Origin of the sequence: Mesorhizobium sp. M0909, from assembly GCF_040319515.1 — a bacterium.
In the GTDB taxonomy this organism is placed as follows: domain Bacteria; phylum Pseudomonadota; class Alphaproteobacteria; order Rhizobiales; family Rhizobiaceae; genus Mesorhizobium.
On record NZ_JAMYOA010000001.1, the window covers coordinates 199,091 to 220,765 of the forward strand.

The 21,675-nt window shown below is 62.8% G+C and carries 25 protein-coding genes and 1 pseudogene; 13 read left to right on the forward strand and 13 right to left on the reverse strand.

Annotation, left to right across the window (positions count from 1 at the left end; genetic code table 11):
- Positions 1-17: 17 nt before the first annotated feature.
- The gene (locus tag NKH83_RS00985; protein WP_352801662.1) at positions 18-2,045 is read right to left on the reverse strand and encodes a DUF3857 domain-containing protein; all 2,028 of its coding nucleotides are present in this window, start codon (positions 2,043-2,045) and stop codon (positions 18-20) included.
- 206 nt (positions 2,046-2,251) lie between these two features.
- Positions 2,252-3,736, reverse strand: a complete 1,485-nt coding sequence (locus tag NKH83_RS00990) for a carboxypeptidase M32 (protein ID WP_352801664.1) — start codon at positions 3,734-3,736, stop codon at positions 2,252-2,254.
- Positions 3,737-3,838: 102 nt separating this feature from the next.
- Between NKH83_RS00990 and NKH83_RS00995 the strand changes: the two are divergent.
- A pseudogene (locus NKH83_RS00995) lies at positions 3,839-3,979 on the forward strand (DUF1304 family protein); the annotation flags it as partial.
- An 81-nt stretch (positions 3,980-4,060) separates the two neighbouring features.
- Here the strand turns inward: NKH83_RS00995 and NKH83_RS01000 are convergent.
- The 7 genes from NKH83_RS01000 to NKH83_RS01030 form a co-directional block, all read right to left on the reverse strand.
- Positions 4,061-4,456 (reverse strand): hypothetical protein, encoded by a 396-nt coding sequence (locus NKH83_RS01000; RefSeq protein WP_352801666.1) that lies wholly within the window; start codon positions 4,454-4,456, stop codon positions 4,061-4,063.
- A gap of 264 nt (positions 4,457-4,720) precedes the next feature.
- The gene (locus NKH83_RS01005; protein ID WP_352465687.1) at positions 4,721-5,752 is read right to left on the reverse strand and encodes a peptidoglycan -binding protein; all 1,032 of its coding nucleotides are present in this window, start codon (positions 5,750-5,752) and stop codon (positions 4,721-4,723) included.
- A 1-nt stretch (position 5,753) separates the two neighbouring features.
- Positions 5,754-6,779 (reverse strand): MotA/TolQ/ExbB proton channel family protein, encoded by a 1,026-nt coding sequence (locus tag NKH83_RS01010; RefSeq protein ID WP_352476085.1) that lies wholly within the window; start codon positions 6,777-6,779, stop codon positions 5,754-5,756.
- Between the two features lie 115 nt (positions 6,780-6,894).
- Positions 6,895-7,602, reverse strand: coding sequence for a PAQR family membrane homeostasis protein TrhA (gene trhA, locus NKH83_RS01015; RefSeq protein ID WP_352476086.1), 708 nt, complete (start codon positions 7,600-7,602; stop codon positions 6,895-6,897).
- A 99-nt stretch (positions 7,603-7,701) separates the two neighbouring features.
- Entirely contained in the window at positions 7,702-8,502 is an 801-nt protein-coding gene (locus NKH83_RS01020) for an inositol monophosphatase family protein (protein ID WP_352476087.1), read from the reverse strand.
- 25 nt (positions 8,503-8,527) lie between these two features.
- Positions 8,528-9,094: an elongation factor P gene (efp, locus tag NKH83_RS01025; RefSeq protein WP_352476088.1), complete on the reverse strand. Its 567-nt coding sequence runs from the start codon at positions 9,092-9,094 to the stop codon at positions 8,528-8,530.
- A gap of 135 nt (positions 9,095-9,229) precedes the next feature.
- Complete coding sequence (locus NKH83_RS01030) at positions 9,230-10,087, reverse strand: LysR family transcriptional regulator (protein ID WP_352476089.1); 858 nt, start codon at positions 10,085-10,087, stop codon at positions 9,230-9,232.
- Positions 10,088-10,199: 112 nt separating this feature from the next.
- Between NKH83_RS01030 and NKH83_RS01035 the strand changes: the two genes are divergently transcribed.
- Positions 10,200-11,216 carry a zinc-dependent alcohol dehydrogenase family protein gene (locus NKH83_RS01035; RefSeq protein WP_352476090.1) on the forward strand — a complete coding sequence of 339 codons (1,017 nt, stop codon included), beginning with the start codon at positions 10,200-10,202 and terminating at the stop codon, positions 11,214-11,216.
- Between the two features lie 43 nt (positions 11,217-11,259).
- Here NKH83_RS01035 and NKH83_RS01040 read toward each other — a convergent pair whose 3' ends face one another.
- The 3 genes from NKH83_RS01040 to NKH83_RS01050 form a co-directional block, all read right to left on the reverse strand.
- Positions 11,260-12,291, reverse strand: coding sequence for a tetratricopeptide repeat protein (locus NKH83_RS01040; RefSeq protein WP_352476091.1), 1,032 nt, complete (start codon positions 12,289-12,291; stop codon positions 11,260-11,262).
- A 1-nt stretch (position 12,292) separates the two neighbouring features.
- Positions 12,293-12,940 carry a thiamine phosphate synthase gene (locus NKH83_RS01045; protein WP_254816453.1) on the reverse strand — a complete coding sequence of 216 codons (648 nt, stop codon included), beginning with the start codon at positions 12,938-12,940 and terminating at the stop codon, positions 12,293-12,295.
- Positions 12,941-13,045: 105 nt separating this feature from the next.
- Positions 13,046-13,930 carry a DMT family transporter gene (locus NKH83_RS01050; RefSeq protein ID WP_352476092.1) on the reverse strand — a complete coding sequence of 295 codons (885 nt, stop codon included), beginning with the start codon at positions 13,928-13,930 and terminating at the stop codon, positions 13,046-13,048.
- A 132-nt stretch (positions 13,931-14,062) separates the two neighbouring features.
- Here NKH83_RS01050 and NKH83_RS01055 point away from each other — a divergent pair, with 132 nt between their 5' ends.
- The gene (locus NKH83_RS01055; RefSeq protein ID WP_352801670.1) at positions 14,063-14,512 is read left to right on the forward strand and encodes an Lrp/AsnC family transcriptional regulator; all 450 of its coding nucleotides are present in this window, start codon (positions 14,063-14,065) and stop codon (positions 14,510-14,512) included.
- Between the two features lie 94 nt (positions 14,513-14,606).
- A complete protein-coding gene (locus tag NKH83_RS01060; RefSeq protein WP_352476094.1) occupies positions 14,607-15,377 on the forward strand; it encodes a sulfite exporter TauE/SafE family protein in 771 nt (256 codons plus the stop codon).
- Between the two features lie 40 nt (positions 15,378-15,417).
- Here the strand turns inward: NKH83_RS01060 and NKH83_RS01065 are convergent, their stop codons facing one another.
- Positions 15,418-15,969, reverse strand: coding sequence for a DUF2269 family protein (locus NKH83_RS01065; RefSeq protein WP_352476095.1), 552 nt, complete (start codon positions 15,967-15,969; stop codon positions 15,418-15,420).
- Between the two features lie 580 nt (positions 15,970-16,549).
- Here NKH83_RS01065 and rcdA point away from each other — a divergent pair.
- The 9 genes from rcdA (at position 16,550) to ybgC (ending at position 21,648) form a co-directional block, all read left to right on the forward strand.
- On the forward strand, positions 16,550-17,077 hold the full coding sequence (gene rcdA, locus NKH83_RS01070) for a protease adaptor protein RcdA (RefSeq protein ID WP_352476096.1): 528 nt from the start codon (positions 16,550-16,552) through the stop codon (positions 17,075-17,077).
- A gap of 308 nt (positions 17,078-17,385) precedes the next feature.
- Entirely contained in the window at positions 17,386-17,898 is a 513-nt protein-coding gene (ruvC, locus tag NKH83_RS01075) for a crossover junction endodeoxyribonuclease RuvC (protein ID WP_254816459.1), read from the forward strand.
- Positions 17,899-17,954: 56 nt separating this feature from the next.
- Positions 17,955-18,224, forward strand: coding sequence for an AbrB/MazE/SpoVT family DNA-binding domain-containing protein (locus tag NKH83_RS01080; protein ID WP_352476097.1), 270 nt, complete (start codon positions 17,955-17,957; stop codon positions 18,222-18,224).
- On the forward strand, positions 18,202-18,624 hold the full coding sequence (locus NKH83_RS01085) for a type II toxin-antitoxin system VapC family toxin (RefSeq protein WP_352476098.1): 423 nt from the start codon (positions 18,202-18,204) through the stop codon (positions 18,622-18,624). Before NKH83_RS01080 ends, NKH83_RS01085 begins: the two co-directional genes overlap by 23 nt.
- A 13-nt stretch (positions 18,625-18,637) precedes the next feature.
- A complete protein-coding gene (ruvA, locus tag NKH83_RS01090; protein WP_352801673.1) occupies positions 18,638-19,258 on the forward strand; it encodes a Holliday junction branch migration protein RuvA in 621 nt (206 codons plus the stop codon).
- 67 nt (positions 19,259-19,325) lie between these two features.
- The gene (locus NKH83_RS01095; RefSeq protein ID WP_352476100.1) at positions 19,326-19,610 is read left to right on the forward strand and encodes an AbrB/MazE/SpoVT family DNA-binding domain-containing protein; all 285 of its coding nucleotides are present in this window, start codon (positions 19,326-19,328) and stop codon (positions 19,608-19,610) included.
- Positions 19,607-20,011 carry a type II toxin-antitoxin system VapC family toxin gene (locus NKH83_RS01100; RefSeq protein WP_352476101.1) on the forward strand — a complete coding sequence of 135 codons (405 nt, stop codon included), beginning with the start codon at positions 19,607-19,609 and terminating at the stop codon, positions 20,009-20,011. The genes NKH83_RS01095 and NKH83_RS01100 overlap by 4 nt, the downstream gene beginning before the upstream one ends.
- Positions 20,008-21,048 carry a Holliday junction branch migration DNA helicase RuvB gene (gene ruvB / locus NKH83_RS01105; RefSeq protein WP_352801675.1) on the forward strand — a complete coding sequence of 347 codons (1,041 nt, stop codon included), beginning with the start codon at positions 20,008-20,010 and terminating at the stop codon, positions 21,046-21,048. Before NKH83_RS01100 ends, ruvB begins: the two co-directional genes overlap by 4 nt.
- A 129-nt stretch (positions 21,049-21,177) precedes the next feature.
- Positions 21,178-21,648 (forward strand): tol-pal system-associated acyl-CoA thioesterase, encoded by a 471-nt coding sequence (ybgC, locus tag NKH83_RS01110; RefSeq protein WP_352476102.1) that lies wholly within the window; start codon positions 21,178-21,180, stop codon positions 21,646-21,648.
- The last annotated feature ends 27 nt before the right edge of the window (positions 21,649-21,675 follow it).

Sequence of the window (21,675 nt, forward strand, 5' to 3'; positions counted from 1 at the left end):
GCGACGGCCGGGATTCTTCAGCTACCGAAAGCTCGGCGTTTGCCGCGTCGATAGGCGATGAACAGGGGAACGCCGACAAGCAACGACAACAAAAGCATGCTGGCGACGGTCTGTCGCTGCTCCTTTGCCGGATCGCTGAGCTGCACATCGGCCGGCGGCTCTTCATAGGTAAAATCGTACTGCCAGCGAATTTGGTCTGCGACGTCATCGAAGGTTTTCAGATAGTCGGCAATGGCCTTGGCCGGCACTTCGCTTGCCAGCGTCTGAAAGTTCCATTCAACTTGAAACTCAGTGGGCGTGTTGGACCAGGACGCCTTGAGAGACAGATAGGGCGTCACGACGTTTTTCATCGATTCGCCGGAAAATCTCGCCTTGAGGTTGCGCACGGTCACCTTGTGGCGGCGGTAGAACTGGGAGCCGAGGGAGACGGGCCCGGTTCGGTCGACGATTGTCGGGGTTGGAAGAGAGTTGTTGCCGAGATCGGCCGCGCGGATCGGGAAATTCTTTGCCAGATCGTTGGCCGCCAGCGCCTCCGCCGGCAAGCGATAACTTTCCTTCACGCTCACTATGTTGCCGTCGCGGCGATCCACGATTTCCGGCTTGGCGATGGTTTGGATGCCTGGATATTGCTTGTTGTAGTATTTCAGGTAGGCGTCCGACACCTCGCTCAGCGACCGGCTGGCGAAATTGCCGCGCATCCAATCGGCATCGGCGTCCTCATATGTCGAGAAGACCGTCAGCACGAGGGGATCGCCCGGTTTGCGCGGAAAGTCGAATTCCTCGGCGATCTGGATCGATGGGCTGGTGAGCACAGGACTCGGCATCTTCTCCAACCCGCCGGTGCTGGAAAGCGGCAGCGCGAAGCCGTAGTCCGGCTGTGCGAGATTGTGCGCCGTGCCGCCCTGAAGATAGTTCGTGGCGTCCAGCCAATATGTCTTTGCTCCGATCCTTGCCTTGACTATGGCATGGTCGAAATCGCGGAGCGCCGGCAGATGCTGGTCCAGGGCCCTTCCCTCGTCGAGATCGGCCAAGGCGACCTCGGCAGCAATGCCAAGCCGCACAAGCGACGAAACCAGCAGCAGGGCCTTGTCCTTGCAGTCACCGAACCCGCTCAGGATAACCGTCGCGGGATCACGCGGAACGTAGGAACCGGCACCCATCGACAGGCTTACATAGCGGATCTGGTCCTGCACCAACCGCATTGCCTCGACCATTCGGTCCTCCGGCACCGGATGCCGCAGAGCGATGTCGTCGAGCTTTGCGGCAAAAGCCGGGGGAAAAGTGGTCGCTGGCTTGTAATAGGGCGCAACGGCATCGACCACGCTTTGCCAATTCGCGGTAGACGCGACATCGACGGAGCCCCAGCCTTGATAGGTCACGGGCAGGTTATCCTCGACATTGACCGGTTTCGGGTTTGGAATTTCCCATAGATAAGTGCTGTCCGGCCCAGTCGGGGAGATTGAGGGCCTAAGTCGGGTTCCCCTTGTCTTGATCTGGAGCGGCTGGCCCGAAGGCCAAATGATGCTTGTGCGGAGAAGCGCTACCGGCTCTTCCCATTCGGTGGAGAAATTCTTGAAGAAAAGGTCCTTGCCGACCAGCGGTGTTACTTCGTAGGTCGACCCGTAATCGACGATGTCGCCGGCACGCACGTCATCGATGTTGACATGTGCTGTCAGCCAGCCGTCGAAGACGCCTTTCTCGGCGTCTCTTTCCCTGCGGAAGATGTCGAATTCGACGCCTTCCAGCCGGTCCAGAACGGCACCATCGCGGATGATGTGAAGATGGTTGAGCGTGACCTTGTGCCGGGACGGATCGAACTGCAGATCGATACTCGCGCCACGATCCAGGCCGGGACGGTCGACGATTTTATAGACGGTGCGCGAGTATTCGACATAGCCGCCGGCGCGATGCTTGATCTGGTCGTCCGAGAGCAGCCATGAAACGCCATTCTTGATTTGATCCGATCGGGCGGGATCGGCAGCCGGAATATCAAGCTGCTTTACCCAGCTTTCTGCCGGACCCTTGAAAACCATGTCGTCGGACATGGCCGGAGAACTCAGACCGATCAATAAGATGAAAAATACCAAGCGGGGCCAGAAAGACTTCACCCTATGAAAACTGTAACAGGCAGACATCTACGCTCGCCCAACTTGGAAGAACTCCTTTTTCAGAGGCTTTCCCACCAAAGTAAAGGCCAGTTTCGCGGATTTCTGCGGTCACCGCGGCAAGAGCCGGGAATAGACGGAGCGGCTCACTTCCCGTACCGCTTCTTCAGGTGATCGGTGAAATGCGCGGCATTGAGCTTTTCGCCGGTGGCGCGTTCGAGCAGTTCCGGCGTCGACCAGCGCGAGCCTTGCGACCAGATCCTTTTGCGGCGCCAGTCGTTGATCGCGGCGAAATCGCCCTTGGCGAGGTCTTCGTCGGCTGAAGGATGATCTCTGGTCAGCGCCGCCCATTGCTGCGCCGCCATCATGGCGCCGAGCGTGTAGGAGGGGAAATAGCCGAAGGCGGCACCCGGCCAGTGGACGTCCTGCATCGGACCATCAGCCGGATTGTCTGATGTCGACAGCCCGAGATAATCGCGCATCTTGGCATCCCAGGCCTCGGGCAGGTCGGCTGATTCCAGCCGTCCCGAGACAAGCTCCTGCTCCAGCTCGTAGCGCAGGATGACGTGCAGCGGATAGGTGACCTCGTCGGCATCGACGCGGATCAGGCCGCGCTCGACCCGGTGCACATGCGGCAGGATGTCGTCGATCGTCCACCTCTCGCCAAGGTGTCTTTCGACCACCGGCAGCGCCCAGCGCCAGAATTCTGGATTGCGGCCGATCTGCTTTTCGACGAACAGGCTCTGGCTTTCATGCACCGCCATGCCGCGCGCTTTGCCGAGCGGCCAGTGCGCCCATGCCTTCGGCAGGTTCTGCTCATACAGCGCATGGCCGGTCTCGTGCAGCACGCCCATCAGCGCCGACAGGAAATCCGAGGTCTTGTAGCGGGTGGTGATGCGCACGTCGCTCGGCACGCCGCCGCAGAACGGATGGTGCGAAACCGACAGCGAGCCGTGGGTGAGGTCGAAGCCGACTGCCGCCATCATGGCGAGGCCGAGCTCGCGCTGCTTGTCCAAGGGGTAGCTGCCGGAAAGCGGCTTCAGCGGATGTTTCACCAGCCGCTCTTCCTGCACGGCCAGTGCCTCCGGTACGAAGCCTTTCAGGAAGGCCTTCAACTCGGCAAACACAGGCGTGATGTCGGCGGTGCGATTGCCTGGATCATATTGCTCCATCAGCGCGTCGTAAGGCTCGAGCCCGAGTACCTCGGCGCGAAGTGCCGCCTCCTCGCGGACCAGCGCCACGACGCCTTCCAGCGCCGGCAGGAAGCCGGCCCAGTCGTTCTTGGCGCGCAGGTCGCGCCAGAGCTGCTCGGAGCGCATGCGCGCGGTCGTCTGGCGCTCGACGAACTCGACCGGCAGGCAGGTCAGGTTGGTGTATTGCCGGCGGAATTCCCTGACCGCGGCCTGCTGCTCTTCGTTCAGTGCTTCCTGCTCGGCCGCCGCGATCCAATCGGCAATCTCCGGTGCAGTCGCCCGGGCATGGTGCATGCCGGCAAGCGCCGACATTGCCTCCGCGCGCTTCTCGCCGCCGCCGACCGCCATATGGGTCGCTTCATCGGCGCCGAGGATGGCGAGGGCGTGTTCCAGTGCTTCGAGCTTGTGGCCGAGGTCGTCGAGTTTTTGAAAGGACATTGTGGGTTCCGCTGATTTGACGGCGAGAAAAGATATTAATGCAAAACTGTTGGCAACCCCGAAAGCCGCCCGCGACCGACGCATTGAATGCCGGCCGCAACGGCCGGTTTTCAGTTCAAAGCCTTCGTCCTGGTCTGCGTCGCCGTCGCCGGCCTTTACGGCGCGGCAACGGCGGGCCGTAAAATCCTGTTCATCCGAACAGTGCCGGCAGTGCTGGCGCTGATTGCGCAGGCGTTGGGCTAGCGCATGATCCCTGAACCGAAAGCTGGACAAGGATCATGCGCAAAAAATCAATTGCCACAGCGCCGGGCATTGCGGCCGGTTTCAGCCGCCTGGATAGATTGGGCCATAGCCGTTCGGATAGTATCCGCCATCGGCGCCGTTGCCGATGAGGAAGGCACTGCCGGTATCAGCGCGCAGCTTTTGGCTGACATCGTCGAGCTGCGCCAGCAACTGCTGATCTTGCGTGCTCGGCATCGTTCCCTCGCGTGCGGCCCTCTCGGCGGCCCGGTCGAGTTGAGCGACCTGCGTGCGCAAGTCACGCGCCTCGCCCGGCTCGAGCTTGTTCGCCTGGATGGCGCCCTGGATACCTGTCTCCACGCTCTGGATCTGATTGATCAAGGCCGTCTCGCGTGGGCCGGCGTAAGCGCCGGCAAACGGAACGAGGAGAAGTGTGGCGAGCGCAGCGGTCCTAAGATTCCTGGGAGCGAAGAAGCGCATGGTTGCGTCTCCTTTACTGGGGAAGGCGGTGGTTGGGAGGGCCCTGCCTTCCGGCCGCGGGCCGTCAGGTTCCGTCGCGTCGCGATCAGCGGTTCCACGCCGGCGGCTCTAGGCCCATGACCAAGGCCAAAAAGGCCACGGCGGCAAAATGTAATTAAAAAAAGGTAATTTTTTCAGCTCTTGCCGCTGCCGCACCAGTGCACTAAATGCCGCCGACTTGAGCCGGGTCGCCCTGGCGCATGATATAAGCCAAAGGCTTGCAGATCACCGCTCGGTCAGCTTCAGCTCGATACGGCGGTTCTTGTTGCGCGCCTCTTCGGTATCGGCGGGGTCGAGCGGCTGGAATTCGCCGAAGCCGGCCGCGACCAGCCGGTTGGCCGGCACGCCGTTCTCGATCAGGAACTTGACCACCGAGGTCGAGCGCGCCGTCGACAATTCCCAATTGTCGCGGTAGCGGCCGGTGCCGGAGAGCGGCTTGTTGTCGGTGTGGCCATCGACGCGCAGCACCCAGTTGATCTCCGGCGGGATTTCCTTTTGCAATTCGATGATGGCATCGGCAAGCTTCTTCATCTCGACCTTGCCTGCGTCGTTGATCACTTCGGAGCCGGTCGGGAAAAGCACTTCCGACTGGAAGACGAAGCGGTCGCCGACGATACGGATGTTCTCGCGATCGGCGAGAATTTCACGCAAGCGGCCGAAGAAATCGGACCGGTAGCGGTTCAGCTCCTGCACGCGTTGCGCCAGTGCGACGTTGAGGCGGCGGCCGAGATCGGCGATCTTGGTGTTGGATTCGCGGTCGCGCGTTTCGGACACGTCGAGCGCTTGTTCGAGCGCTGCGATCTGCTTGCGCAGCGCCGAAATCTGCTGGTTGAGGATCTCGACCTGGCTTAGCGCCTGCTGGCTGATCTGGCGCTGGCTGTCGAGTTCGCCGGAAAGGGCCGTTGCGCGCTGGTTGGCGGCATCGCCGGCACCGGCGCCTTGCGCCAGCAATTGCTCGAGCCGGCTTTTTTCGGCCTCCGATGCGGATAGCGATGCCTGCAAATTGGCAAGGGTGTCTTCCTTGTCCTGCGTCGTCGAGCGCTCCAGCGCCAGAAGTTGGGTCAGCTCGTTGATCTGCGAGTTGAGGCGGTTGAGCACCGTGTCCTTGCCAGAGATCTCGCGGCCGAGCAGGAATTGCGCCAGCACGAAAACCGTGAGCAGGAACATGATCGCCAACAGCAGCGTCGACAGCGCATCGACGAAGCCCGGCCAGTAATCGATGCGGCGGTCGGAGCGCCGGCCTCGCGCTAACGCCACGTCAATGCACTCCGGGCTTCTTCAAGGCGTCGGCGATCTTCTCCAGGGTGTTGCGCATCGCCTTCTGCTCGTCGGACTGGGCCTCGACCCAGTCGCGCATGATCTGCTGTTCCGAGCGCATGTTCTTGACCAGGCCGGAAATGCCGTCGGCGAGATTGGCCATGGCAGTGGCCACGCGCGGATTGGAGCCGCCGCCATTTTCCTGCAGAGTGCGCAGCTTTTCCGACAACAGCCGGATTTCCTCGGAGGGTTCGGTCCTCGCCGCGTCGGCAACGACGATGTCGGAGGACAGGTCGGTGACCGAGGACAGCCAGTTTTCGAGTTCGGTATAGAAGCGCGTCTGGGCGCGGCCGGCCTGCAGGTCGAGGAAGCCGAGCACCAGCGAGCCGGAGAGGCCAAACAGCGAGGACGAGAAGGCGGTGCCCATGCCGGCCAACGGCGCGGAAAGCCCCTGCTTCAGGGATTCGAGCACGGCGGCGGCATCGCCGGTGCCGGGATCGAGCGACTCGATGGTTTCGCGGATCGAGCCGATCGTGTTGAGCAGGCCCCAGAAGGTGCCGAGCAGGCCGAGGAACACCAGCAGTCCGACAAGGTAGCGCGACGTGTCGCGGCTTTCGTCGAGGCGGGTGGCGATCGAATCCAGCATGGTGCGCATCGAACTGGTCGAGAAGGCAATCGTCGAGGAGCGGCCGATCATCGCCTTCATCGGCGCCAGCAGCACCGGTTCGGTGGTTTCGGAACCGGCGCGGAACGAGTTGACCCAGCGCACCTCGCGGAACAGCCGGCCGACCTGGACGAAGGCCAGCAGGATGCCGACCGCCAGCACGCCGATGATCAGGCCGTTGAGGCCGGGATTGGTGACGAAGGCGGTCGAGATCTGGCGCGTCAGGATGGCGGCGATAAAGGCCACGATGAACAGAAAGATCACCATGGTCAGCAGAAACACCTGCGGGCTCGACAATTTGTGCGGATCGTAGATCAGAACGTCGGAGCGCCTGCCCATGCCGAAGGATCTGAGAAGAGTCATCCGTGCCCCGTTTCCGATGCCGTCGCCGCCGATCAATTTGTGTTTGCGACTCTAAACGGAATTGTGACGAAATTGAATGGCGCTTGGCAATATTGCCACTGTCCGCGACCGGAGGTCAAAGCCGGTTGATGACCAGGCAGTCGACCATGGCGGCCAGATGCAGGCCGGCGCCGGTGACGACAAAGCCATGCCACAGCGCATTGTGGAAGCGCAGGCCCTTCCAGGCGAAGAAGATCACGCCGCAGGAGTAGACGATGCCGCCGGCAACGATGAGCGCGATCGATGTCGCCGGTAGCGTCCGCACGAGCGGCTCCACCAGAACGAGACCGCTCCAGCCGATGGCTAGATAGAAGACGATCGCCAGCCGGTCGAAACGGCCGGGAAGAAAGACCTTGATGGCGATGCCGACCGCCGCGGCGGTCCAGACCAGGACGATCATCGAAACGGCCAGCGGCGAGCCGCCGAGCTGGGCCAGGAAAGGCGTGTAGGTGGCAGCGATCAGCAGGTAGATCGCGGCATGGTCGAAGCGCCGCAATATCCATTTTGCCGGCGACGACACCGGCCAGACATTGTAGGCCAGCGAAATCGACAGCACGGTGAGCAGCGAGACCACATAGAATGCGGCGGCGACATATTCGCCGGGGCCGGTTCGATAGGCGGCCAGTGCCAGCAGCGTCGAGCCGGCAGCGATCGCCAGCACGATGCCCACGGCGTGGACAATGCCGTCGGCGATGATCTCGGCGCGCGAGTAATGCCAGCGCCCCATAAAAGGAATGTCGAGCTGGGAGAATTCGCTCTCGGATTTGGGCCGGCTGTTCGTCATCGATGATCCTGCGTCGCCTTATCTGGGCGGCCGCGGGCGAGTATTTCAAGCTTTGGTTGCGGTTTTGCGACTGCGGCGCTTCAGCGCGGCGCGCCTCTATCAGCTGGCTGAGAGTGGCCTTTTTATGGTCTTCAACAACGCGCGCTGGATGAGTTCGTTGCCGGCAACCAGCGAACCGGCGTTCAGCGCGTCCTGTCCCCCGGCGAAATCGGAGACGAAACCGCCCGCCTCGCGGATCAGCAAGATGCCGGCGGCGACATCCCAGGCCGACAGGCCGGTTTCCCAGAACCCGTCCATGCGGCCGGCGGCGACGTAGGCGAGATCGAGCGAGGCGGAGCCGAGACGGCGGACGCCAGAAACCTCGGCCATGACATTGCGCAACTCGATGAGGAAATTGCCGTGCTGGCCACGCCCGAGATGCGGCATGCCGCAGCCGATCACCGCATCGACCAGCTTGGTACGGCCGGCGACGCGCAGCCGGCGGTCGTTCATGAAAGCGCCGCCGCCGCGCTCGGCGGTATAGAGCTCATCCATCGCCGGATTGTAGACGACGCCGGCGACGATCTGGCCCTGGCGCTCCAGCGCGATCGAAACGGCAAAGAGCGGAATGCCGTGCAGGAAATTGGTGGTGCCGTCGAGCGGGTCGACGATCCAGCGGTGCTGGCCGTCGTCGCCCTCGATCACGCCGCGTTCCTCCATCAGGAAGGCGTAGCCGGGCCGCGCCTTCGACAGTTCGGCAAAGACGATGTCTTCGGCCTTGCGGTCGGCCTGGCTGACATAGTCGCCTGGCCCCTTCATCGAGACCTGCAGGTTCTGCACTTCGCCGAAGTCACGCGACAGGGAGCGGCCGGCCTTCATTGCGGCCTGGACCATGACATTGAGGATCGCGGAACGCGGCATTGTGTTTCTTCCTGCTGCCCGCGCTTTAGTCGGCGCGGCGCACGTAAGTGATTTCGTTGGTATCGACGATGATGCGCTCGCCCGAGCCGATGAACGGCGGCACCAGCACGCGGATGCCGTTTTCGAGTATCGCCGGCTTGTAGGACGAGGCTGCCGTCTGGCCCTTCACCACCGGGTCGGCCTCGGAGATGGTCAAGGTGACATAGTCGGGCAGCGAAATGCCGATCGGCCTTTCGTCATAGAGCTGGACCGTCACCATCATGCCGTCCTGCAGGAAGGCGGCGCGATCGCCGACGAACTCCTTTTGCAGTTCGAGCTGCTCATAGCTTTCGGTGTCCATGAACACCAGCGCGTCGCCCTGCTCGTAGAGGAAAGAAAAATCCTTCAGATCGAGCCGGATCTGCTCGACCGTTTCGGCCGAACGGAAGCGCTCGTTGAGCTTGGTGCCGTTGATCAGGTTCTTGAGCTCGACCTGGTTGTAGGCGCCGCCCTTGCCGGGCTTGACGGTGTTGGTCCTGACCGCCACCCAAAGGCCGCCATCGTGCTCGATGACGTTGCCGGGACGGATTTCGTTGCCATTGATCTTGGCCATGGTGAGGTGATCCGGAAATGAGATGATCGCCGCAAACGGCAATTTGGCGCCTCCAAGACCACAAATCGCCAGCAGAGGCAAGGAGCGCCTTTCAGGTGAAGCGGGAAGCTGGCCCGGCAGCGCGGCGCGGCAGCCTCAGTCCGTCCCGACGGTTGCGGTGACCGCCCCGGTCACCGCGTCGGCAACCTTTCTCAAAAGATGCAGGTGCGGCGAACGCAGCACGACAATTCGCAGCGACAGCTCGAGGCCGGGAGCGTCGACCAGGGCAATACCCTGCGGCAGCTTTTCCCGCAGCAGCCGCTTGGGCAGCAGGCCAAGGCCTTGGCCTCGACGAACCCAGTCGATCTGCAGCGCGCTGTCCTGAATCTCGGCGCCGACGATCAATCTGTGGCCGCCCTCGGCAAGGGCAGCCGCCAGCCGCCGGCGCGCGTCGCAAGGTTCAGGGCTGAGGACCCAGGGCATGGTCTTGACGTCAACTTGCCGGCCGGTGTTTTCGGCAGCGATGATGCCGAGGGGCTCGGTTCCGACAACACCGTCGCCGGCTTTGGAATTGCTGCCGTCCAGGATGAAGGCGAGGTCGAGCTGTCCGCGCTTGTGCTGGTCGGCCAGCTCAAGACTCCAGCCGCTCTTCAGACGCAGCGAGACCTTCGGAAACCGCGCCACGGCATCAGCAATAGCGGCGGCCACAGCTTTGTCGCAAAGTCCATGCGCGAGGCCGAGCCGCAGCAGGCCCTCCGGTTCGTCGCCCTTGGCGAATGATCTCAGCGCGTCGACCGCAGCGAGAATGTGCTTGCCGCGTGCCAGCACTTCTACGCCGGCCGGGGTCAGTCGTGACGGTTTCAGCCGGCGGTCGAGCAATTCCGTGCCGAGCATTTCCTCCAGCCGCTGGATCTGACGGGTGACGGCCGGCTGCGTCAATGGCAGGCGTCGAGCCACCTTCTGAATCGAACCCTCCTCGGCAAAGAGGGCCAGTGTTTTCAGTTCTTCAAGCACGATACACCCGAACATGTCATAGAAGCATAATTATTCTGAACATTATGAATTTGAAATCGGATGGATGGCAAGCGATTTTCCTCCGGCAGGACCCAGCTGGAAAGGAACGACGATGAAAGCGATCGAATTGCGGAGCCCGGGCGGCCTGGAGAACCTCAAAATGGTCGAGCGGCCGATGCCTGAACCAGGGCGCCAGGAGATGATTGTGAAGGTCAAGGCCACGGCGCTGAACTACCGCGATGCCGAGATCGTCCGCGGCAGCTATCACACGAAGTTTGCATTGCCGCTGGTGCCGCTGTCGGACGGCGTCGGCGAAGTCGTTGCCATCGGCGCCGAGGTCAGCCGGTTCAAGATCGGCGACCGGGTCTGCGGCACGTTCTGGCAACGCTGGGTCGGGGGCAGTTTCGCGATGGCTGAGCCCTCCTATCAACGCGGCGGCCCAATCGACGGGCTGCTCAGCGAATTTGCCCGGCTCGACGAACAGGCGGCGGTGCTGGCGCCGGCCAATCTGAGCGACCTCGAAGCAGCGACGCTGCCATGCGCCGGCGTGACGGCATGGCACGCGCTGTTTACGGAGGGCAGCGTCAAACCCGGCGACACCGTGCTTTGCCTCGGCACCGGCGGCGTTTCGCTGTTTGCGGTGCAGTTCGCCGCCGCTGCCGGGGCGCGCGTCATCGTGACGTCGAGCAGCGACGAGAAGCTTGCGCGGGCAAAGCAACTTGGCGCGCAGGATGGCGTGAACTATCGCAGCGTCCCCGACTGGGCATCGGCCGTGCTGGGATTGACGGATGGCCGCGGCGCCGACCATATCATCGAGGTTGGCGGACCGCAGAGTTTTGCACAATCCCTGAGGGCAGCGGCGCGCGGCGCCCAGATCAACGTCATCGGCTATCTCGGTGGCAATGACGGCGCCATCAACCCGCTCGACATCTTCCGCCGGCAGGTCCGGGCGCGAGGCATACCGGTGGGCTCACGCGAATCCTTCGAGGCGATGAACCGCGCCATTGTCGTCAACCGGTTGAGACCGGTGATCGACCGGGTTATGCCGTGGAACCAGGCCGCCGAAGCCTTTCGGTACCTTGAACACGGCTCGCCCTTCGGCAAGGTCGTGCTCGATCATACGCAGTGAGCCCGCCTGACGAGCCCGGGTGCGATGAGTCGCGAGATCGCGATCAGGGCAGGCGGTTGGCCCGTTGCAGCGCCTGCTGTGTCTGCTCGTCGGTCAGGCCCTGCAGGAAATCGTCCATTTCTTGGTCGATGAGCCCGGCGCGGCGGGCGACAACATACCAGGCGCCGGCTAGGATCAGATCCGGATCGGTGCCGATGCCGTTCATGTAGAGCTTGGCGAGACGGTTCTGGGCAGCGACATTGCCGCCTTCTGCGGCCTGCTTCATCCAGTTGAAGCCGGATTTCAGGTCGCGTGCGCCGCCGCGCCCCTCGATCATCCAGGTGGCGAGATCGATCTGTGCGGTGTCGTAGTTCTGCCGCGCGGCCTGTGCCAGCAGGCCGCGGGCGCGGACATCGTCGCGCGGCTTGCCACCGGCGCCGTTGGCGTAGACCTGTGCCATCGCATATTGTGCGTCGGCAAGCCCGGTCGCGGCAGCGCGCTCGTAATAGGATACGGCTTTGGCAATACCGGCATCGCCGGGCTCCTGCTCGACCATCAGCTGCGCAAAATTGAACTGCGCCAGGCGATTGCCGGCCTCGGCGGCGGCCTGCATCAGCGCATAGGCTTCCTTTTCGTCCTTTTTGACGTAGCGGCCGTCGAGCAGCATCAGCGCATACTGGAATTGCGATTCCGGCACGCCCTGCTCGGCGGCAAGCGCATACCACTTCGCCGCCCCAGCCGCGTCGACCGGCACGCCGAGGCCGCGCGACAGTATCTCGGCCACCAACGTCTGTGCCGCCGGATCGCCGTTTTGAGCACGGGAAAGCGCAAGATTGTAGGCCGTCTTGTAGAGCCCGCGCTGAAAGGCGCCGTAGGCGGCGTCGGACGGCTTTGCGCCGAAGCGGTCGGGGTTGATGGTATCGGCCGACGGCAACGGGGCGGTGGTGGCGGGCTGCGGCAATTGTGCGGCGATCGGCTTATCGGCAGGTTCGCTGGAATCCGGCCTGGGCTGCGGTAGCGGAACGGGTTCCGCCGCTATCGCCTGCGTCACGGCCGTTGCAAGAAAGGCGCTGAAAAGGATTTTCCGCGAGAACACGTCAGTCCTCGAAGCGCGGCGCGGTTTCGTCGAGCAGCGCGTTGGCGGCGGCAACCGCCGTCTTCGGATCGGCGCCGTCGGCGAAGACGGCGCTGGACAGCGCAACGAATTCGGCACCAGTGGCGGCGACCGCTTCCACCGAGGCAAGATCGGATCCGGCCATGACGATGCAAGGGATCTGGATCACGTCCGCCCACCATTGCCCCAGCGACAGGTTGCGCGGGTGCGGCTCCGGCTTGTTGTCGTAACCGAAGCGGCCGAAGAAGATGTAATCAGGCCTGAGCTCGCCGAGTTCCAGCGCATCATCGCGGGTCTTGGCGCCGCCGGTGCCGACCATCATCCTGGCCTGGAAATGTTCGATCGTTTCGGCGAGCTCGTCCTTGCCGACCTCGACATGAATGCCGTCGGCCTGGACGCGGCCGGCGATGCGGGTGTCGCCGGCAATGATGACGGCAATGCCGGCCGCTTGCGCCACCGGCACGATCTGCTCGGCAAAGGCCTGGAAGGCGGCCTCGTCCATACCGTTTTCCGGCAGGATAAGCGAGGCGACGTCACCGCCGGCGAAGGCCGCGGCGATGCGCTCGGCGGGCACGTTCGGCGGCGCGATCAGCACGATACGGCAGCGGTTGGGCGGCGTTGCGTCATTCATTGGTGTTCGGTCCCGGTTATCGCCTATGCCGGGCGAAGATGGTTGCATTGCGGCATAGAGCAAAGTGCGGGAGTTGAACAGGCGGCAGGGGGTCGCTTGCGAGCTCTAGGCTGGCACTTTCGATTTCCACAGCGACCAGCCGAGGTTCATGCCGGCGGCGGCGACCAGGATGGCGGCGGCGCCGACGATCTGCGCCGGCTGCAGACGATGGCCGAAAGCGACCACGTCGACGAGGATGGCGACGACGGGATAGATGAAGGACAGCGATCCCTGCAGATGCGTCGGCAGCTTCTGGATGGCGCCGTACATGAGGATGTACATCAGGCCGGTATGGACGATGCCGAGTGTCGCCAGCATGACCCAACTCCGCGCATCGGCGGGAAGGTGGGTGAGATCGGCGAAGGGTGCCAGCATGAGAACGCCGACGCAGACCTGGATCAGGGCGATCAGGTGCGGCGGCGTGCCTTTGAGCTTCTTGGTGACGATAGCCGCAACGGCCCAGAAGAAAGCCGCGGCCAGCGCCATCGCAATGCCGGTAAAGTAATCGGTACCATGATCGCCTGCATCGGGCGCGGCCTGCACGATCAGCAGCATGCCGGCAAAGGCGATGCCGAGCCAGGTCAGCTTGGTCACCGTCAGCCGTTCGGAGAAGAAGAGCGCGCCAAAACCCACCAGCATGAAGGGCTGCGTGTTGTAGACAGCCGTGGCGATCGAGATCGAGGCACGCGAAAACGCGCTGAACAGCAGCAGCCAGTTGATAACGATGGCAGCACCGCCGAGAGCCGCGATCGCGACAATGCGAAGCGACAGCCTGCCGCGCAGCAGTCCCAGCGCCGCGCAGATGATCAGCAGCGTTACCGCCCCGAAAGCACAGCGCCAGAACACCACGTCCATGATAGGCTGGCCGGAAAGGACGACGAACCAGCCGATCGTGCCGAGGATCGCCATCGCCGCCGTCATTTCGATCGTGCCGCGTACCGTGTTGTCCATGGATGCTCCTGAAACCCGTTGCGATTTGATGATCCCACGGCGGATCGGGTCTTTCTATGACTTGTAGCTGGTGATATGCAGGGCAAACCTCATTAAATTAGGTAAACATCGCTCTTAGCCTGGAATTGTAAAATGCTGGACGATCTCGACAGAAAGCTCCTCGATATCCTGGTCAAGGATTCACGGACCTCGCTGAAGGAACTGGCGCTGCAGGTCGGGTTGTCGTCGCCAAGCGTTTCGGAGCGGCTTCGGCGGCTTGACGATCGCGGCGTTATCCGCGCGTTCACCATCGACGTCGATCCGCAGGCGCTCGGCTACGCCTTGCAGGCGATCGTTCGCATCCGGCCATTGCCGGGCAAGCTGCACATCGTCCAGAAGCTGATCGAGGAAATCCCGGAATTCGGCGAATGCGACAAGGTGACGGGCGATGACTGCTTCGTTGCCCGGCTGTTCGTCCGCTCGATCGTCGAGCTCGACGGGATTCTCGACCGCATCGCCGACAAGGCCGAAACCAGCACCGCCATCATCAAGGCGCAGCCGATCCGGAGACGCCCGCCGCCGCTCGACATGCCAAACATGTGACGGGTTTCGGTGCCGTGGTCCACATATTTGCGGTCGCGGTCCGATCATTTCTGGTCTATTCAGAGGTCACTTTCCCTCCAGCCTCCTTTCCCTCATGTCAGGCCTGCTCGTCGATCCCTGGTTCTATGCTGCGGCCATTCCGGCCGTCATCCTCGTCGGCCTGTCGAAAGGCGGCTTCGGCGGCGCCGTCGGTTTTGTCGGCGTGCCGTTAATGGCGCTGACCATGCCGCCGGTTCAGGCTGCCGCAATCCTTCTGCCAATTCTGTGCCTGATGGACATTGTCTCGGTGTGGACATGGTGGGGCATCTTCGACCGCAAGATGCTGGCCGACATGATGCCGGGCGCCGTGATCGGCATCGCCCTCGGCTGGCTGACGGCGGCACTTGTAACCGAAGAGATGGTGCGGCTGATCGTCGGCGCGGTTGCCTTTATCTTCGTGCTGCGCTGGCTCTATTTGCAACTCCGCCACGGTGCCGGCCACGCAGCGGAGCCCAACCGCGTCGCCGCCGGCTTCTGGGGTACCGTTGCCGGGTTCACCAGCTTCGTCGCCCATGTCGGCGGCCCGCCTTTTCAGGTCTATGCGCTGCCGATCAGGCTCGATCCGAAGGTGCTGTCGGGCACCGCGGCGATCTTCTTCGCCGTCACCAATGCGCTGAAGCTCATCCCCTATTTCGCGCTCGGCCAGTTCGACACCACCAATTTGACCGCGTCGGCGGTGCTGATGCCGCTGGCGCCGCTGTCGACAATCGCCGGCGCCTGGCTGGTGCGGCGGATGCAGCCGGAACTGTTCTATCCCTTTACCTATGCGACCGTAGCGGTCGTCGCGGTCAAGCTTCTGTGGGACGGCATCGCCGGCCTTCTGTAAGACGGCGGCCCCAGTCGGCCGCCGCCGGATTCCTTAAACCTCAGGCGGCACTCGGCAGCAGCGGCCGCGTCCTGCCAAGCGCCAGGGCAACGCCAGTTGCCAGCACGAACGCCATGCAGCCCAAAATGGTGATGTCGTGCAGCGTCGGCTTCAGCACCATGTCTGCGATGATCACCAGCATCACCGAATAGTCGAAGCGCGCGGCATTGAGGACGCGCTGGCCCTGGGCAAGCACTGCCGGCGTCACGCCATCCTTGGCGATCATGCCTGCCATGCGGTCGGCAGTCGGCTTGAAGACGAACATGCCGATGCAGAAGGTCGTCGCATAACCGGCAAGGCCGATCAGCACCCACAGATCGGAAAAGCCGACCCAGAAGCCGCACATGATGAGGCCGAAGAGCAATGTCAGCATCGACATCGGCGCGAAGAACCGGTTGCCGAGCTCGCCGGTGGCGCGCATCGCCTGCAGCATGCCTTCGACGTTTCCGGCACGGTCGGCGCGTACCGCAAGCAGCATCAGCGTGAAGCCGCCGCCGACCCAGAGGATCGCCGAGACGATGTGCAGAAATTTAACGACCGAGTACCAGTCCATTGTTTGCTCCTTGAGAGATTTTCATGATTGCCGGAGCGCAAGGTTTGCTCCGCCTCGTTGCGAGGAGCGCGGCGTTTAGCGCGCCGCCTGTTTCGGAACGATGTCGTGCGCAGTGCCGCTTTGTTTCGGTATGTCGGTCACGATCTGGAGGAACCATGGCGCAAGCGGGTCGCCCCCGCTTCCAGCCAGTGGTGTGAACGCCGCCCTGGCCGGTCAGCTGTGCTGTTACGGCACAGATGCCGGGCCCTTGATCGAAAAATATGCGCTGCGTTAAGGCTTCGTTAAGCTTTACAGGCGTTTACTATGTCCATCCAGTGATCTGGATTCTTACCGAGTGGTTGGAGCCACTTTGTTTGACGCCTCCCTGTTAAACTCCTGAGAGCCGCCTTATCCGCGGCTCTTTTTTTGTTCGCAGGCATGGACGTCTAGCGGCTAAATGCGGCCGTTAACCGTTTGTTAAACATGTGCTTGCCTTCACCGGCAGCGAAGCGCATTTTCAAGCTTCAGTCGTTTAGGCTGCCGGATGTGGCAGACCAAGAGCCGAATCGGCCGGCTTTGAGGCAAGTGCAGGGGCGTAGCAATGAACGAGCCTTCGAAGGCTGGCGCGAAAACCATCAAACTGGCGGAGCGCCGGGTTTTCTCCCAATCCTTCAAGCCGCTCTATCAGGAAGGCATGGGCCTGGTCGAGCAGGCGGCCGAGTATCTCGACGGCAAGGGCCGCGCCGAGGCCAAGAAGCTGTCGAGGCCGGCGGCGACGCTTTATGCCGCCGAATCGATGCGGCTGACCACCAGGCTGATGCAGGTCGCCTCTTGGCTGCTTTTGCAGCGGGCGGCGAATTCCGGCGAGATGACCCGCGATCAGGTGGCCTCAGAAAAATCCAAGGTGCGTCTCGACACCGCCTCGGCGCATGAGGAGGCGCCCGGCTGGGCCGAACTGCCGAACGATTTCATCGACCTCGTCAACCGCTCGCTGCGCCTGCAGGCGCTGGTGCGCCGCATGGACGAGGAGATCTATGGCGGCCTCGCCGAGGCGCCGCCGTCGGGCCGTCGCCTCAATCCGGTGTCCGACCAAATCACGCTGCTCAACACGGCTTTCGCCCGCGGCTGAGAGACCGTTTGGAAACTCTACCAGCGGTCATCTGGCGGCGTTTTCTCCGCTTACCTGCAGCGCCGCGCGTCCTTTTGGACGCGCAAAGGACGCTGCAGCAGTTCAATTGCGCATGATCCCCTCGGGATCACGCGTGGGCTCACGGACCCAAATGTCCGCTGCGCTCCGGTTCTCGAAACCACCACCATATGACTCGCCGGGGCGACTTTCGAAAACGATCTCAGAGGCTCTCTGGACATGACGAGCCCTCGTTTCTGGTTTGTTCACATTTCGCTGGCATCGCTGTTCCCCGAAGGTAGACTTGACGGATGGGGGAAGCGATTCGCATCATCGGCATCGATCCAGGGCTGAGGCGCACCGGCTGGGGCATAGTCGAAAGCCTAGGCAATTCGCTGCGCTTCGTCGCTTCCGGCACGGTGCGGTCCGACGACAAGGCCGCCCTGGCGATGCGTCTTTGCCAATTGCACGACGGGCTCGCCGAGGTCCTGCATGCCGCGATGCCGCACGAGGCGGCGGTCGAGCAAACTTTCGTCAACAAGGACGCCGCAGCGACGCTCAAACTCGGCCAGGCACGCGGCATCGCCATGCTGGTGCCGGCGCGTGCCGGCCTTGTAGTTGCCGAATACGCGCCAAACGCCGTCAAGAAGGCGGTGATCGGAGTCGGCCATGGCGACAAGAAGCAGATCCACATGATGGTCAAGGTGCTGATGCCGAAGGCGACTTTCGACAGCGACGACGCCGCCGATGCGCTGGCCATCGCCATCTGTCACGCACACCACCGGCAGAGCATCGCCTACAGGCTGGCGGCGCTGGTCGGATAAGTTTGTTCTTGACTTGTTCTCAGGTCGGCAATAAGTAATACCGACGAGGTATTACCATGCGCGTTACCACCAAGGGTCAAGTGACCATCCCGAAGGAGATACGGGATCATCTGGGTATCGGCCCAGGTTCGGAGGTGGAGTTCGTTCCCACCGAGGACGGCGCTCGTGTCATTGCGGTCAACGAAAACATGTCGCAGGAGGAAGCCTCGCGCAGATTCAGCCAGACGCTCGATCGTATGGCCGGTACGCTGGACCTAGGGGGCATGACGACGGACGAATATATGGAATGGCTGAGGGGCCCGCGTGAAGACCTCGACATTGATTGACACAAATGTCTTGGTCGACGTTTGGGGTCCTGCCGGACGGGAGAGGAAGTGGTCGGCGTCGGCAATTACCGCATGCCGGCGCGACGGCGCGCTTGTCATCAACACAATCGTCTGGTCCGAACTCGCGCCGCTGATTGCAACGGAGAAGGCCCTTCGCCAGGCAGCCGACATGCTCAAGATCGAGCGTGAATTCCTGCCGTGGGAAGCAGCCTTCCTGGCCGGTGTTACGCATTCCCGCTATCGCAGCGCCGGCGGCCTCCGCGAACGAACGCTGCCGGATTTCTTTATTGGAGCCCATGCAGTTGTTGCCGGGCATCGCCTGCTGACGCGCGATGCCGCGCGCTATCGCAGCTACTTCCCGGACCTCGATATCATCTCTCCGGAAACCCACCCGGCATGATCGGCAAGCTCAAATGATCGGCAAGCTAAAAGGCACGCTGGACGAAATCGACGAGGATTTCTGCATCGTCGACGTGCATGGCGTCGGCTACGTCGCCTATTGCTCGGCGCGTACGCTGGCGGCATTACCGCAGCCGGGCGAGGCGGTGGTGCTGTTCATCGAGACCTACGTACGCGAGGACATGCTGCGGCTCTATGGGTTCCAGTCGGTGCTGGAGCGCGAGTGGTTCCGGCTGTTGATGAACAATGTGCAAGGCGTCGGCGCCAAGGTGGCGCTGGCCATCCTGTCGACGCTGGCGCCGGCCGATCTCGCCAATGCGATTGCGCTGCGCGATATCGCCATGGTCAGCCGCGCGCCCGGCGTCGGCAAGAAGGTCGCCGAGCGCATCGTCACCGAGTTGAAGAACAAAGCGCCGGCCTATGCGGGCACCGCCTCCGGCACCATCGGCTTGAAGCACGAGCTCGGTGAGGGCGTTGCCTCGGCGCCGATCACCGACGCCGTCTCGGCGCTGGTCAATCTCGGCTATTCGCGCGACACCGCCGCCAATGCAGTCGCAGCGGCGCTGAAGACGGCAGGTGAGGAGGCGGACGCATCGAAGCTGATCCGCTTCGGGCTGAAGGAGCTCGCACGGTGAGACGTTGCTGGAAAGTGAAATTCCAACTACTATGTGATCGGTAAGAATTTTCTCCAGGAGTAAGAATATGGGCGCATATGCCAGTCTGACCTCCAAGGGACAGCTCACGATTCCAAAGGACGTCCGCGACGCCTTGTCGCTCAAGACGGGCGATACGATCGCCTGGACGGTCATGGATGGTTACCTGATCGGAACGCCGCGCAACCTCGGATTTGCCGATCTCGCCGGATTCTTGGGTGATCCGCCTGGCGGTCCCGCTACGCTGGAGGAAATCGACGCCGCTGTGCGGGATGCCGTCGGCCGGCATGTTGTCGGGGATAGATCAAATGACGGACAAGAGGGTCCCGCTTGACGTCGATCGGCATCGATACCAACGTTCTGCTTCGCATGGTGCTCAATGATGATCCGGAGCAGCGGGCAAAGGCGCTTGCGTTCGGCAGCGGCCTTAGTGTGGAAATGCCCGGCTTCGTGAGTTTGATCGTGCTGGTCGAATTCAGCTGGTCGTTGGCTTCGCGCTACAGGCAGCCAAAGGAACAAGTATTGGCCGCAATCCAGAGGCTGCTCAAGATCAAGACGCTGGAGTTCGAAGACTTCGATGCCATCGTCATCGCGCTCGAGCGATCGAATTCAGTGCAGGTCGACTTTGCCGACGCGTTGATTGCGGAACACAATCGAAAATTAGGTTGCTCGCACACGGTCACCTTCGATCAGCGCGCTGCCAAGGCCATTCCCGGTATGGAACTGCTCGCATGAGCCTTTCGCCACGCCTCATTGCTCCCGACAGACGCGGCGAGGACGCCGAGCAGACCTTGCGGCCGCAGACGCTCGGCGACTTCGTCGGCCAGGCGGCGGTGCGGGCCAATCTCAAAGTCTTCATCGAGGCCGCCAAGGGCCGCAGCGAAGCGCTCGACCATGTGCTGTTCGTCGGCCCGCCCGGCCTCGGCAAGACGACGCTGGCGCAGATCATGGCGCGCGAGCTCGGCGTCAATTTCCGCTCGACCTCGGGTCCGGTCATCGCCAAGGCCGGCGATCTGGCGGCGTTGCTCACCAATCTCGAAGACCGCGACGTGCTGTTCATCGACGAGATCCACCGGCTCAACCCGGCGGTCGAGGAAATCCTCTATCCGGCGATGGAGGATTTCCAGCTCGACCTGATCATCGGCGAGGGGCCAGCGGCGCGTTCGGTCAAGATCGACCTGGCCCGCTTCACGCTAGTCGCCGCCACCACCCGGCTCGGCCTGTTGACCAACCCGCTGCGCGACCGTTTCGGCATTCCGGTGCGGCTCAATTTCTACTCGGTCGAGGAACTCGAGCAGATCGTGCAGCGCGGCGCCCGCATCCTTGCCATGCCGCTCGGCGACGACGGTGCCTTGGAGATCGCCCGGCGGGCGCGCGGCACGCCGCGCATCGCCGGCCGGCTGTTGCGCCGGGTGCGCGACTTCGCCAGCGTTGCCGGCGACGGTCATGTCGACCGCAAGGTCGCCGACGAGGCGCTGACGCGGCTGGAGGTCGACGGGCTCGGCCTCGACGCGCTCGACCGCCGTTATCTGTCGATGATCGCCCGGAATTTCGGCGGTGGGCCGGTCGGCATCGAAACCATCGCGGCCGGGCTTTCCGAACCACGCGATGCCATCGAGGACATCATCGAACCCTTTCTGATCCAGCAGGGCTTCATCATGCGCACGCCGCGCGGCCGCGTGCTGGCGGCCAATGCCTGGCGGCATCTCGGCCTCGACGCGCCGAAGGACCTGGCGCAGCAGCAGATCAGCCTGTTCCAGGAAGAGCCCTAAGTTCCGCTACTTATGGCTTTGCTGCTGGCAGTTCCCCGGCCCAGCCCTCCAGGTCTTGATCATCGCCGGTCTATGCGCAAAACAGGTGGTGCCAAAACAGATGCTCGTCGGGAACAAAAGGACAGCGCAATGGACGATCAAGGTGAATCGGCATTGTCCGCCGGGCTCTCCGGCGCGCTGACGGAATTCGGCCATCGATTGATGGCGCGGGTCTATTATGCAGACACCGATTTTTCCGGCGTCGTCTACCACGCGCGCTATCTCGAATTCTTCGAGCGCGGCCGTTCCGACTATCTGCGGCTGGCCGGCGTCCACCACACCGAGCTTGCCGACGGCAAGCATGGCGAGAGAATAGTCTGGGTGGTGCGGCGCATGGAGATCGACTTCCGCGGTTCGGCTCGCATGGACGACATCCTGACCATCGATACGCGCACCGACGGGATTTCCGGCGCCCGCATCGTCATGGCGCAACAGTTGAAGCGCGGCAGCGAAGTGCTGGTCGAGGCGCGTGTCGAAGCGGCGATTGTCGGCGAGAACGGGCGGCCGCGGCGCTTTCCCAAGGACTGGATCGCAGCCTTCATGCCCAGAACGCGCAAATAAGGGCTCAGAGGCGGACGATCCGGAACT